Annotated in this window: 11 protein-coding genes; 6 read left to right on the top strand and 5 right to left on the bottom strand. The window is 71.4% G+C overall.

Annotated features, from left to right (window positions below):
- The first annotated feature begins 9 nt into the window (after positions 1-9).
- From JUB10_RS02130 to JUB10_RS02115, 4 genes are all read left to right on the top strand, one after another.
- Entirely contained in the window at positions 10-1128 is a 1119-nt protein-coding gene (locus JUB10_RS02130; protein WP_207453865.1) for a bifunctional 2-methylcitrate synthase/citrate synthase, read from the top strand.
- Positions 1129-1213: 85 nt separating this feature from the next.
- Positions 1214-2680 (top strand): NCS2 family permease, encoded by a 1467-nt coding sequence (locus tag JUB10_RS02125; protein WP_207454382.1) that lies wholly within the window; start codon positions 1214-1216, stop codon positions 2678-2680.
- 156 nt (positions 2681-2836) lie between these two features.
- On the top strand, positions 2837-4702 hold the full coding sequence (locus JUB10_RS02120) for a thioredoxin domain-containing protein (protein ID WP_207453863.1): 1866 nt from the start codon (positions 2837-2839) through the stop codon (positions 4700-4702).
- A 144-nt stretch (positions 4703-4846) separates the two neighbouring features.
- Entirely contained in the window at positions 4847-5272 is a 426-nt protein-coding gene (locus tag JUB10_RS02115; protein WP_207453861.1) for a hypothetical protein, read from the top strand.
- A 3-nt stretch (positions 5273-5275) separates the two neighbouring features.
- Here JUB10_RS02115 and JUB10_RS02110 read toward each other — a convergent pair whose 3' ends face one another.
- Positions 5276-5851 carry a phosphoribosyltransferase family protein gene (locus tag JUB10_RS02110; RefSeq protein ID WP_207453849.1) on the bottom strand — a complete coding sequence of 192 codons (576 nt, stop codon included), beginning with the start codon at positions 5849-5851 and terminating at the stop codon, positions 5276-5278.
- An 84-nt stretch (positions 5852-5935) separates the two neighbouring features.
- Between JUB10_RS02110 and JUB10_RS02105 the strand changes: the two genes are divergently transcribed.
- Entirely contained in the window at positions 5936-7066 is a 1131-nt protein-coding gene (locus tag JUB10_RS02105; RefSeq protein WP_207453847.1) for an NAD(P)/FAD-dependent oxidoreductase, read from the top strand.
- A 1-nt stretch (position 7067) separates the two neighbouring features.
- On the opposite strand, the gene JUB10_RS02100 is transcribed toward JUB10_RS02105, so the two are convergent.
- The 4 genes from JUB10_RS02100 to JUB10_RS02085 form a co-directional block, all read right to left on the bottom strand.
- Positions 7068-7823: a hypothetical protein gene (locus tag JUB10_RS02100; protein WP_207453845.1), complete on the bottom strand. Its 756-nt coding sequence runs from the start codon at positions 7821-7823 to the stop codon at positions 7068-7070.
- Between the two features lie 87 nt (positions 7824-7910).
- Positions 7911-8411 carry a CoA-binding protein gene (locus JUB10_RS02095; protein ID WP_207453843.1) on the bottom strand — a complete coding sequence of 167 codons (501 nt, stop codon included), beginning with the start codon at positions 8409-8411 and terminating at the stop codon, positions 7911-7913.
- A 55-nt stretch (positions 8412-8466) separates the two neighbouring features.
- Complete coding sequence (locus JUB10_RS02090) at positions 8467-10053, bottom strand: dolichyl-phosphate-mannose--protein mannosyltransferase (RefSeq protein ID WP_207453841.1); 1587 nt, start codon at positions 10051-10053, stop codon at positions 8467-8469.
- Positions 10054-10430: 377 nt separating this feature from the next.
- Positions 10431-11792: an HNH endonuclease signature motif containing protein gene (locus JUB10_RS02085; protein ID WP_207453832.1), complete on the bottom strand. Its 1362-nt coding sequence runs from the start codon at positions 11790-11792 to the stop codon at positions 10431-10433.
- A gap of 396 nt (positions 11793-12188) precedes the next feature.
- On the opposite strand from JUB10_RS02085, the gene JUB10_RS02080 reads away from it, so the two are divergent.
- The gene (locus JUB10_RS02080) at positions 12189-12608 is read left to right on the top strand and encodes a GNAT family acetyltransferase (protein ID WP_207453830.1); all 420 of its coding nucleotides are present in this window, start codon (positions 12189-12191) and stop codon (positions 12606-12608) included.
- Positions 12609-12653: the final 45 nt, after the last annotated feature.

Genomic DNA, 12653 nt, shown 5'->3' with positions numbered 1-12653 from the left:
AGGAGTGACATGACTGAGATCCGCAAGGGCCTCGCGGGCGTCGTCGTCGACGAGACCGCCGTCAGCAAGGTCAACCCCGACACGAACTCGCTGCTCTACCGCGGCTACCCCGTGCAGGAGCTCGCCGCGCACTGCTCCGTCGAGGAGGTCGCCCACCTGCTGTGGCACGGCGAGCTTCCGGATGCCCGGCAGCTCGAGGCGCTGCGGCGCGAGGAGCGGTCGCGGCGCGCGCTGCCCGAGACGGTGCGCCGGGTGGTCGAGCTGCTCCCGGCATCCGCCCACCCCATGGACGTCGTGCGCACCGCCGTCAGCGCGATCGGAGCCGCGGACCCGTCGACGAATGCCTCCGCCGAGGCCGACCTCGACCGCGCGCTGACCCTCTTCGCCCTGCTGCCCGCCGTGGTCGCCTACACGCAGCGCCGGCGCCGCGGACTCGACCTCGTCGAGCCGCGCGACGACCTCGACTACTCGCGCAACTTCCTCTGGATGACGTTCGGGGAGGAGCCGAGCGACGTCGACGCCGACGCGTTCCGGGTGTCGATGGTGCTGTACGCCGAGCACTCCTTCAACGCGTCGACCTTCACCGCGCGGGTCATCACGTCGACGCTCGCCGACCTGTACTCGGCCGTGACCGGCGCGATCGGCGCCCTCAAGGGGCCGCTGCACGGCGGCGCGAACGAGGCCGTCATGGGCGTCTTCGAAGAGATCGGCAGCCCCGAGCGGGTCGAGGAGTGGCTCGACCGGGTGCGCGCGGAGAAGCGCAAGGTCATGGGCTTCGGGCACCGCGTCTACAAGAACGGCGACTCCCGGGTGCCGACGATGAAGGCGGCGCTCGACACTCTCGTCGCCGACCGCGGGGCGACCGACGTCGCGGAGCTGTACGACGCGCTCGAGCGCGGGATGACCGAGCGCACCGGTATCCGCCCGAACCTCGACTACCCCTCGGGACCGGCGTACGCGCTGCTCGGCTTCGACCCTGCGGTGTTCACGCCGCTCTTCGTCGCGTCGCGGGTGCTCGGCTGGACCGCGCACATCGTCGAGCAGCGCGCCTCGAACGCGCTCATCCGCCCGCTGTCGGAGTACGTGGGCCCGGACGAGCGGCACGTGCCTTCCTCCCCGGTCGAGTAGCCGCGTATCGGGCCCCGGCACGCCCCGGTCGCCCCGCCTCGGTATCCTCGGACGGTCCCACCTGCTCCACACCACCGAGGGCTGCATCATCTCGACTCCGACGAACGCCCCGGCCGCTGAGCGCGGCGCGCGCGCCCGCCTCGACCGTTACTTCTCCATCTCCGAGCGCGGCTCGACGATCGGCCGGGAGGTGCGGGGCGGCCTCGTCAGCTTCGTGGCGATGGCCTACATCGTCATCCTGAACCCGCTGATCCTCGGCGGCTTCAGCGCCGACCAGGCGGCGCTCGACGTCGAGGGCGGCTGGCTGCAGAACACGCAGGTCGCCGCCGCGACCGGACTCACCGCGGGCGTCATGACGATCCTCTTCGGGGCGATCGCGCGGCTGCCGTTCGCGCTCGCCGCGGGTCTCGGCATCAACTCGTTCCTCGCGGTCAGCGTCGTCGGCCAGGTCACCTGGGCAGAGGCGATGGGCCTCGTCGTCATCAACGGGCTCCTCATCGTGCTGCTCGCCTCGACGGGCCTCCGCACGATGATCTTCAACGCCGTGCCGCACCAGCTGAAGACGGCGATCACGGTCGGCATCGGCCTCTTCATCGCGTTCATCGGTCTCGTCGACTCCGGATTCGTGCGAGCGAGCGGCTTCCAGTCGCCGCCCGTCGAACTCGGCGAGGCCGGCTCGGTGGCGACCCTGCCGACGCTCGTCTTCCTCATCGGCCTCGTCGTCATGGGCATCCTCATGGCCCGCCGGGTCAAGGGCGCCCTGCTCATCGGCATCGTCGCGACGACGATCCTCGCCCTGATCGTCGAGGCGATCTTCAAGCTCGGCCCCGCCGCGGTGAACCCCGGCGGCTGGAGCCTCAACACCCCGACCCTGCCGTCCTCGGTGTTCTCGCTGCCCGACCTCGGCCTCGTCGGCCAGTTCAGCTTCGGGGCGTTCGAGCGAATCGGCCCGCTCGCGGCATCCATGCTCGTCTTCACCCTGCTCTTCACGAACTTCTTCGACGCGATGGGCACGATGACAGGGCTCGCGAAGGCTGCCGAGGTCGCGGATGCCAAGGGCAACTTCCCCCGCCTGAAGTCGGGCCTCATCATCGAGGGTGTCGGCGCGGTCGCCGGCGGCGCCACCTCGACGTCGTCGAACACGGTCTTCATCGACTCGGCCGCCGGCATCGGCGAGGGCGCCCGCACGGGACTCGCGTCGGTCGTCACGGGACTGCTGTTCCTCGCCTCGATGTTCCTGACCCCGCTGACCCAGGTCGTGCCGCTCGAGGCGGCCGCCGCTGCGCTCGTCGTCGTGGGTGCGCTGATGGTCGCGCAGATCCGCGACATCGACTGGAGCGAGTTCTCCGTCGCGCTGCCGGTGTTCCTCACGATCGTCGTGATGCCGTTCACCTTCTCGATCGCGAACGGCATCGGCATCGGGTTCCTGAGCTGGGTCGTCATCCGGGCGCTGTCGGGCAAGGCGCGCGAGATCTCGCCGCTGCTCTGGATCGTCGCCGCCGGGTTCCTGGTGTACTTCGCGCGCGGTCCGATCGAGGCGCTGATCGGTTGACCCGGGTTCGCCGCGAAGTCACACGGACACGCCGAGATCACACGCCACTGCGGTGTGACCTCGTCGGGATGGTGTGATCTCGACGCGAAAGTGGGTGCCGTGGTCGCTGAGCGAAGCTCAGCGGTGGCGCTCAGCCCCGGCTCCTAGCGTGGTGCCATGGCCAATCGCCTGGCATCCGCCGTCAGCCCGTACCTCCGCTCGCACGCCGACAACCCGGTCGACTGGTTCGCCTGGGGGCCCGAGCCGTTCGAGGAGGCGCGGCGCCGGGACGTGCCCGTGCTGCTGTCGATCGGCTATGCGACCTGCCACTGGTGCCACGTCATGGCGCGCGAGAGCTTCAGCGATCCCGACCTCGCGTCGTGGCTCAACGAGCGCTTCGTGTCGATCAAGGTCGACCGCGAGGAGCACCCGGAGGTCGACCAGACGTACATGACGGCGGCGGGCGCGTTCACGTCGAGCCTCGGCTGGCCGCTCACGGTGTTCCTCACGCCGAACGGGCGCGCGTTCTACGCCGGAACGTACTTCCCACCGCAGGCGGTGGGCCAGTTGCCCTCGTTCCGCGACGTGCTCACCGCGGTGCTCGACGCCTGGGACAACCGCCGTGCCCAGCTCGAGCACGACGCCGGGCGCATCGCCGACGCGATCGCCGCGGCCGGCCGTCGCGAGGGCAGCCCCCTGCCGGGCGACGCCGAGCTCGACGCGGTCGTGCGCGAACTCGCGCAGTACGAGGACCAGCAGCACCGCGGGTTCGGCGGGGCACCGAAGTTCCCCGTCGCGCCGGTCGTGAACTTCCTGCTCGACCGCGGCGACCCCACCGGCACGGCGACCCGGATGCTCGACGCGATGCGCGACTCGGAGCTGCGCGACCCGGTCGAGGGCGGGTTCTTCCGCTACGCGGTGCGCCGCGACTGGACCGAGCCGCACTACGAGCGGATGCTCTACGACAACGCCGGCCTGCTCCGGGCCTACGCCCGCGCGGGCGACGAGGACACGGCATCCGGCATCGCGCACTTCCTGCTCAGCGTGCTGCGGCAGCAGTCGGGCGCGTTCGCGAGCGCCCAGGACAGCGAGAGCATCATCGACGGGCAGCGCAACGAGGGCGGCTACTACCGGGCGGATGCCTCGGAGCGCGCCCGCCTCGCGCCGCCGCCCCTCGACGACAAGGTGCTCACGGGGCTCAACGGGCTCGGGATCGAGGCCCTCGCCGACGCGGGACAGCGCCTCCGGCACCCCGAGTGGGTCGACGCCGCCGTCGCCGCCGCGACCGCCGTGCTCAGGCGGCACCGGTTGCCGGACGGCACGCTGCTGCGGGCATCCGTCGCCGACCGGGTGTCGGAGGCTCCGGCCACGCTCGAGGACTACGGCGGGCTCGCGTGCGGGCTGCTCGCGGTCGCGCTGGCCACGGGCGAGCAGAGCTGGGCGGAGGCCGCCCGTGACCTGATCGACCTCGTGCTGCAGGACGGCGACTTCCGCGTGCCCGGCGAGGGCGACCCGGTGCTCGCGGCGGCGGGGCTCGCACTCGACGCCGACCCGAACGAGGGCGCGACGCCGAGCGGGGCGTCACTGTGCTCGCGCGCCGCGCTCCGGCTCTTCGCGCTGACGGCGCACGAGCCGTACCGCGCCGCCGCCGAGCGCGCGATGGGCCGCCTCGCGCAGCTCGCGCTCGAGCAGGCGATCTCGTTCGGCGGGGCGCTCGCCGTCATGTCCGAGCTCGCGGCGCCGCTGCGGCAGATCGTCGTCGTCGGTCCCGGCGGCGGGCTCGCCGACCGGGTGCGGGGCCTCGACGGGCCGGGCGTGCTCGTGGCGACCGTCACCGAGCAGCAAGCCGGGGCGTGGACCGCCGCCGGCTTCGAGCTGTTCGAGGGGCGCACCGCGCAGGGCGGCCGGGAGACCGCATACGTGTGCGAGCAGTTCGTGTGCCGCCTGCCCGTGACGGATGCCGCGGGCCTCGAGCCGCTGCTAGTTGGCATCCGTTCGGCGGGCATCGGCCCGACCGGCACCCGCTCGGCGGACGACAGCTGAACCGAGCGCCCGCTCGACGGGCATCCGGTCGACCGACCCCTGACCGCTCCGGAAGCCGCCTTTCGGCGGATGCTTCCTACATCCTGCGAGGGACGACGCGGCGCGCCGGCCGCTGGGATGCTCGAACGGAGGGAAGGAGGCGCCGTGCGTTCTGCAACGAGAATCGTGCCGATCGTGCTCGTGGCATCCGCGCTCGCCCTCACTGGCTGCGCCACGACCGCGCCGGGCTTCGCGGAGGCCTGCTACCCCGGGGAGATCAGCCTCCACGACGACAGCGTCGCGCCCGGCACCGGGGTGCTCGTGCGAGCGGAGGGCGTTGACTGCGAGCTGCGGTTCACCGACGGCCAGGAGTACCGGCTCGTGGTGAGCCGGCCGTGGGAGCCGGACGAGTACTACGTCGATCTCGCGGTGCCGGTCGCCGACGATGGCTCCTTCGAGGCCGTGCTGCAGCTGCCGCCGGACATGCCCTCGGGCGAGGCGCAGGTCATCGTGGTCGACGGCTACGAGGCGACGTGCGACGACGGGGCGTCGTGCGCCATGGTGTCGGCGCCGTTCACGGTGCTGAGCTGAGGGTCAGTCGGCCTCGAGCAGCGGGAGCTCCCCGAGCGAGTACACCGGCACGCCGCGCGCGGTGAGCGCGTCGAGCCCCTCCGCGCCCTCCACCGCGAGGAACGCGGCGCCGGTCACTTCGGCACCGACCTCGGCGAGGATGTCGAGCGCGGCGCCGGCGGAGCCGCCGGTCGAGAGGATGTCGTCGACGAAGAGCACCCGGCGGCCGCGGACGGCGTCGACTCGGGCGCGGTCGAGCATGAGGCGCTGCTCGCCGCGGCTCGTGATCGAGGTCAGCCCGGCGGAGACGGCGTCGGCGAGATGGATCTTCGGCGACTTGTGCAGCACGACGAAGTCGTCGATGCCGAGCGCGCGGGTGACCTCGATCGCGACCGGGATGCCGAGGGTCGCAGCAGTGACGACGATCTCCGGCTGCGCGTCGCGCGAGGCCTCGCCGAGCTCCCGGCCCGCGGTCTGCAGGAAGTGCAGGCCCTGGTCGACGGTGATGAGGAGCGCGATCGCGACGCCGCCGCCGACGTCCACGACGGGGAGGTCGAGGGTCTGCGAACCGATGCGGGCGGCGTGGGTGCGGGCTGTCACCGGACGATTCTTCCGCATCGGGCGCCGCCGCTCCGGTTCGCGCCGCCCATTCCGCTCCCAGCGATGGCAGGCAAGGATCAGGACGTGAGCGACTGGGACGTCATCGTCGTCGGAGCCGGCCCCGCGGGGAGCGCCGCGGCGCTCGCCGCCCTCGAGTCGAAGCCGGATGCCCGCGTGCTCCTGCTCGACCGCGCGCCGCTCGGGCGCGACAAGGTGTGCGGCGACGGCATCGCCCCCCACACCGTCGCGGCGCTCGACGCGCTCGGGGTGCGCAGCGTCGAGCCGCACGAGGTGGTCGAGACGGTCAAGCTGTCGGCACCCGGCGGGGCCTCGAGCTCCGCCGTGACGAGCGACCCCGGCTACGTCGTGCCGAGGGCGACGTTCGACGAGCGGCTGGCACGGGCCGCGATCGAGCGCGGCGCGGTGTTCGTCGAGCGCCGCGTGACATCCGTCGTTCCGGATGACTCGGGCGTCACCGTCGACGGACAGGACCGTGCCCCGGTGCTCATCGCCGCGGACGGTGCGAACTCCGTCGTGCGCCGGGCGATCGGGCAGGGACACAACGCCAAGCGAGCGCTCGCCGTCGCGGTGCGCGGCTACGCGCCGACGCCGAAGGGACGGCCGCGCGAACTCGAGATCCGCTGGGACGCCCGCCGCGCGGGCGGGCTCTGCTACGCCTGGTCGTTCCCGACCGCGAACGGCACCTCGAACGTCGGCTACGGCATGTCGGCCGCGGCGCTGACCAACGGCCGCGCGGAGCTCGAGGAGCGAATGCGCCTGCTGCTGCCGGACCACGACCTCGACGGGGTCGAGCTGTCGGGTCACAATCTCCCGCTCTCGGTCGCGACGCCGCAGTTCGCCGTGGGCCGGGTGCTGCTGACGGGGGATGCGGCGAGCCTGATCAACCCGCTGACCGGCGAGGGGATCTACAGCGCCGTGGCATCCGGGATCATGGCCGGCCGCGCGGCCGTGACCGACGCGGCGAGCGCGGGGGAGCGGTACTCGCGCGAGCTGCGCGAGAAGTTCGGGCGCCAGCACCGTCAGCTGCGCCTCGTCTACCCGCTCGTCGACTCGAAGGCCGTGCTCGACGCGGTCATCCGGGCGTGCAGCACGAACCGCGGCACGTTCGACCGGTTGCTCGACGTGGGTCTCGGGGAGAGCTCGTTCCGGATGCGCGACGTCGGCACGCTGCTGCGGCACCTCGTGCGGCGGTAGATCAGTCCGAAGTCGTCGGCGCGGGGCGCTCCAGGCCCTCGAACGGCTCGAGGGCGTCGGTGAAGGCGCGCAACTCGTCGGGCGGCACCGAGGTCGCGCCGTAGCCGAGCGTCACGGATCGCGGTGATGAGTTGGACTCGAGGGCCTTCCGCTCGAGCTCGGCGGTCGCCGCGCGGTCGACGTCCACGAAGCTCAGGAAGAACCATTCCGCGTTCCGACTGGCCGACGCTGCCCAGAACCAGTACTCGTCCGGGTTCTCCGTGCCGTACTCCTCCCGCAGCGCGTCGGCGTAGTCGGGGTCGTCGATCACCTCGTGATCGAGCTGCAGGGGTCCGAGACCGTGCGCGGTCGTCACCTCGCTGACTAGGCGGACCGCCTCGTTCCAGTCCTCGGGAGCCGAGTCGGCGACCCAGGTCACCGAGTTGAAGGTGCGATACCAGGAGCGGCCCCCGTAGCCGTTGCCGTCGTGCTCGTACCAGAAGTCCTCGCCCGAGGCGGTCCAGCCGAGGTCGCCGCCGAGCGCCGCGCGCGCGTCGGCGAGCAGCGCCTCACTCGCGGGCGCGACGTCCTCGTACGGCCGGGAGCCGAGCACCTCGTCCGGCTCGAGCCCGGGAGCGCCGGGATAGTCGGCCCAGTCGACCGTGATCTCCCGCCCGGACTCGTCCGTGTAGGTCGTCTTCGGCGAGGGCGCGCAGGCGGTGAGGCCTGCCATCACCAGCGTCGCGAGGACCACCGTGAACGCGCGGACCCGTGGCATCCGACCCCCTTCGTCGCCTCGACGGTAGGGGCGAGCGGATGACCGGCGCGTCAGCCTGCGGGATGACCGGCGCGTCAGCCTGCGGGACTACTGGTGCACGAGCACGTGGTGGTCGACCTTGATGCAGCGGTCCATCACCACGGTCACGCCGTGCTCCTCGGCGTAGCGGGCCGCGTCGGCGTCCCAGATGCCGGACTGCACCCAGAGGGTGGGCGCGCCGATCGCCACGGCCTCCTCGGCGACCTCGCGGATGTACTCGCTGCGGCGGAAGACGTCGACGATGTCGGGTACGACCGGCAGCGAGGCGAGGTCGGGATAGACGCGCTGACCGAGCACCTCGGTCGCGTTCGGGTTGACGAAGTACAGCTCGTACCGACCCGTCCGCTGCAGGTAGCGCGCGATGTCGTGGCTCGGGCGGTAGGGGCTCTCGGAGACGCCGACGATCGCGATGGTCTTCGCGTTCGTCAGGAGTTCGCGGACGCGCGTGTCCGACGGGCCCGTCCAGGTGCGGCTCGCCCGGAGCGCGCGACCGAAGGGGGTGTCGGCCGGGATGCCGCAGGCCTCGCCCATCAGTTCGCTCTCGCTCATGAGAGGAAACGCTACGCCCGAGGCATCCGACCGTGCTGAAACCGAGCCGAAAGGGTCAGAGCCAGGTCGGCAGCCAGTAGTGCAGACGGATGAACTCGGTCGGCACCTGGATGCCGGTCCAGACCGGGTAGAAGAAGGCGGAGACCAGCACGGATGCCACCAGGAACACCGCGATCACGCGGCGGCCCGCCTGCCGCCGCCACAGCGGATCGGTGGGGCGTCCGGCGACGAGGCCGAGCACGATCGTGAGCGCGAGGATCAGATAGGGCTCGAAGGCGATCGTGTAGAACTGGAAAACCGTGCGGTTCAGGTACATGAGCCACGGCAGGTAACCGGCGGCGAGGGCCGCGAGCACGAGCCCGACCTGCCACTCGCGGCGCCGGATCAGGCGGTAGACGAGGTAGCCCGCGGCGGCGACGGAGGCCCACCAGATGAGCGGGTTGGCGATGCCGCTGATCCATTCGCCGCAGCGCGTCGCCTCGCAGCCGTTCTGCCCGAGGTCGCTGCCGAGGTAGTACATGCTCGTCGGGCGGATCAGCAGCAGCCAGGTGAGCGGATTGGCCTGGTAGTTGTGCGGGTCGGTCTCGGTGACGTGATAGCCGTACACGAGCTGCTCGTAGTGCAGGAAGCTCTGGATCGGCAGTGGCACCCAGGCGAAGGCGCCGGTCCACGCGTTGCGCGGGTCGTCGGCCCAGGTGCGGGAGTAGCCGCCGTCGGTGGCGAACCAGCCGGTCCAGGTCAGGAGGTAGACCGCGAGCGCGGCGGGCACCGTGAGCAGGAAGCTGACGGGAGCCTGCTTGAGGAGCGTCGAGGGCAGCCAGAACGGAACGCCCAGGCGTCTGCGAGCGAGTGCGTCGACGACGACCGTGTAGACCGCGAGGATCGCGAGGAAGTACAGCCCGTTCCACTTGACGGAGGCGCAGAGCCCGAACGTGACGCCGGCCGCCAGCAGCCAGGGGCGGCGCCACAGGGCGGGCCCCCAGTCGCGGTCGGTCGTGCGGGCGGCCCAGAGCGCGAGCTGGGTCTCCATGCTGCGCCGGTCGAGCAGGATCGCGCCGAATCCGAGCAGCGCGAACAGCATCACCGAGTTGTCGAGGATGGCGACGCGCGACATCACGATGGCGTTGCCGTCGATCGCGAGGAGGAAGCCGGCGAGGGTGCCCAGTGCGAGCGAGCCCGTGAGCCGCTTCGCGATGAGCATGAGCAGCACGACGGCGGCGATACCGACGAGGGCCGTGGTGATGCGCCAGCCGAACGCGGACTGGCCGTCGTCGAAGACCATCCCGAGGCCGATGATCCACTTGCCGAGCGGCGGATGCACGACGAAGCTCGGGTCGGCGCTGAAGATGCCGGTCTGCCCCGCCTCGAACGCGGGGTTGGGGTCTTCCGGCCAGGAGCCTTCGTAGCCGAGGTTCCAGAGGGTCCAGGCGTCCTTGACGTAGTAGGTCTCGTCGAAGACGAGCGCCTGCGGATGACCGAGGTTCCACAGCCGCAGGAACGCCGCGAGCAGCGTGACGCCGACCGGCCCGCTCCAGCTCAGCAGGCGCCGCTGCTGCTCGGTGCGCGCATGCCACCAGTGCTCGAGCCTGCTGCGCTCGGCGACCTCGGCGGCGGTGTCGCTTTCGAGGTCGGACGCCGTCATGCGGGCAATCGTAGGGGGAGCGGAGTGGGGTGATGGGCCCGGTCGTGGGCCTCGCAGGTGAGCGGATGTGGCGTGTGCTTCCGACGGCGACCGTGAGCGGCGCGTGTGGGTCCGCCGGTCGCCGTGAGTGGGGCGTGCGATTCCGCCGGTCACCGTGAACGGGGCGTGCGATCCCGCCTGCGACCGTGAGCGGGCGCGCGCTCCCGCCGGCGACCGTGAGTGGGGCCGGGTTATGCCGGTCGCCGTGAGTGGGGCGCGTGCTTCAGCCGGTCACCGTGGGTGGGGCGGTGCTTCCGCCGGTCACCGTGGGTGGAGTGCGTGCTTCAGCCGGCCGCCGTAAGCGGGGCGTTTCACCCGAAGGGTGCACGCTTGTTCCGTCAGGCGACCGCTGCTCGGCCCGCTCGCCGCGGTGTCTGCGAGGCGTCGACCCAGGGTGGTGGCACCAGGTACGGGGCGCCGTCGCGGAACCGGAACTCCCAGCCGTCGTTGTCGTAGCGACGATGGTGGAAGCGGCAGAGCAGCAGCCCGTTCGAGAGGTCGGTCATCGGGTCGAGCGACCAGGGGACGACGTGCGCCGCTTCGCAGCGGCCGGGCGGGGCGTCGCATCCGGGCCAGACGCAGCCGCCGTCGCGCACGGCCATCGCGTGGCGTTGCGCTGTCGAGAACAGGCGGCGGGCGGCGCCGAAGTCGAGGGGCTGCGACTCTCCGCCGAGAACGACGGGGATGAGGTGCGCCTCGCAGGCCAGACGGCGGGCCGTGCGGGCGGAGATCGGCTCGTGCACACCGGCGATCTCGGCCGTGCCGATGCCCGACTTGAGGGCGTCGAGCGGCACGGTCACGAGCATCGTCACCGCGGTGCCGGAGAGGTCGCCCTCGTCGGCCTTGAGGCTGTCGCGTGCGATCGAGACGAGTCCGTCGAGGAGGATGCGGTCCATCGTGCGGGTGTCGAGGTCGACCGGCTCCTCGAGTTCGTCGACGAAGCGCAGCCGGCGCTTCGGTGACGTGCGTGCGTCGAGCGCCGCGGTGATGAAGCCCGCCGACTCAGGATCCGCCTCGATGAGCCACCGCGTCATCCCGTCGCGCTGCTGCGTCTTCTTGAACCGGACCTGAGCTCGCAGGACTTCCTCCCGCGGCTCGGCGCCGTCGGGATCGACGTGGTCGCGGACGTGCCGGCACACCTTGCTCAGATCGGAGACAGGAAGCTCCGTCGCATGCTTCACAAGCATCCGTTCGCACTCGTCGACTCGCTCGAGGCTCTCGTGCCGTTCGACGTGGTCGAGGGTCGAGGCGACGAGGCGGGCGGCCTCGAGCGACAGCGCGCCGTCGTCCAGCGCGGCGCCGATCGTCGACCGCTCTGCTTCGAGTGCGTCGCCTAGCAGCGCTCGCCGCGGACGCACTGCGACTCCGACGCCGGAGGCATCGCCGGCGCGACGCACGTCGATTCCGGTCACGGAGGCGACTAGGGCCACGGCGGACTTCTCACCCATGCGCCGAGCGAGCGGATCTTCCCGGTCGCGCCCGGACCGCCCCTCAACTTCGCCCGCCGCCCGGGCGAGGAGCGCGTCGGCGCTCCGCAGGAGGTCCCCGACTTGCCGCAGCACGAGCATCAGCGTCGCGTCATCCGCGGACTGCAGGAGTTGATCGAGCGGCGGAACGTCGGGTGCCGCCGGAGCCAGCGACTCGAGCGTCTCGGTCAGCGCGACGGTGCGCTGCGCGAGGAGTTTGACGGCTCCGGTCATGTTCCGATTCTACTCGAACACATGTTCGAACAGAAGGAGAAATTGCTGGTTGGGGATGAGTTCTGCGTTGTTCAACGGGGCCTGATGTGACTGAGGTCGCGAGGCAAACAGCAACGCGTTGTGTTGCGCGACCAGATGTGGCGGGTCGTGCCGTGCCGTGTCCATCTCGTGCTGCGGCACGCCGAGCCGTTGCGTGCGGTGGTGTTGCGTGCCGTTGCGCGATGCGGCGCGCCGTGCAGCTCGTCCGGTCCTGCGCCGTGCCGCAGGTGGCGCGGCCTGGCCGGCAGGAAAGCGCCGTGCGCTTCACAGCCCCCAACCGTCGTGCTAGTCGGCACGCGTCGCGGGCGTTAACAACGCTCAGCTCAACCGCCCCGCTCGCTCTGGCACCATCTCCCCATGCACCTCCGTCCCTTCGAACCGGCCGACACCGAACGCGTCGTCGAGCTGTGGCAGGCCTGCGGGCTGACGCGCCCGTGGAACGATCCGCGCCGCGACGTCCGGCGGAAGCTCGAGGTGCAACCCGATCTCTTCCTCGTGGCCGAGAGCGACAGAGGCGTCGTCGGCACGGCGATGGGTGGCTACGAGGGTCACCGCGGCTGGATCAACTACCTCGCCGTCGATCCGGCCGAGCAGGGTGCAGGCGTAGGGCGAGCGCTCGTCGAGGAGCTCGAGCGATTGCTGCTGGCCCGCGGCTGCCCGAAGGTCAACCTGCAGGTGCGGCGGGACAACTCCGAGGCAATGCGCTTCTACGAGCACCTGGGCTACGGGGTCGACGAGTCCGTGAGCATGGGCAAGCGCCTGATCCTCGACGAGTAGGGGCGAGCCGACGAATAGGGGGGGGAGAAGCGCGACGCATCCACT

The sequence above is a fragment of the Desertivibrio insolitus genome (assembly GCF_017355965.1).
GTDB lineage: Bacteria > Actinomycetota > Actinomycetes > Actinomycetales > Microbacteriaceae > JAFIQW01.
This window is presented reverse-complemented; position numbering and strand designations above follow the sequence as displayed.

What these genes read in the sequence shown, in the direction of transcription:
- JUB10_RS02130 (WP_207453865.1), top strand. Translation starts at nt 10, where the DNA reads ATGACTGAGATCCGCAAGGGCCTCGCGGGCGTCGTCGTCGACGAGACC.
- JUB10_RS02120 (WP_207453863.1), top strand. Translation starts at nt 2,837, where the DNA reads ATGGCCAATCGCCTGGCATCCGCCGTCAGCCCGTACCTCCGCTCGCAC.
- JUB10_RS02100 (WP_207453845.1), bottom strand. Translation starts at nt 7,823, where the DNA reads ATGCCACGGGTCCGCGCGTTCACGGTGGTCCTCGCGACGCTGGTGATG.
- JUB10_RS02095 (WP_207453843.1), bottom strand. Translation starts at nt 8,411, where the DNA reads ATGAGCGAGAGCGAACTGATGGGCGAGGCCTGCGGCATCCCGGCCGAC.
- JUB10_RS02090 (WP_207453841.1), bottom strand. Translation starts at nt 10,053, where the DNA reads ATGACGGCGTCCGACCTCGAAAGCGACACCGCCGCCGAGGTCGCCGAG.
- JUB10_RS02085 (WP_207453832.1), bottom strand. Translation starts at nt 11,792, where the DNA reads ATGACCGGAGCCGTCAAACTCCTCGCGCAGCGCACCGTCGCGCTGACC.
- JUB10_RS02080 (WP_207453830.1), top strand. Translation starts at nt 12,189, where the DNA reads ATGCACCTCCGTCCCTTCGAACCGGCCGACACCGAACGCGTCGTCGAG.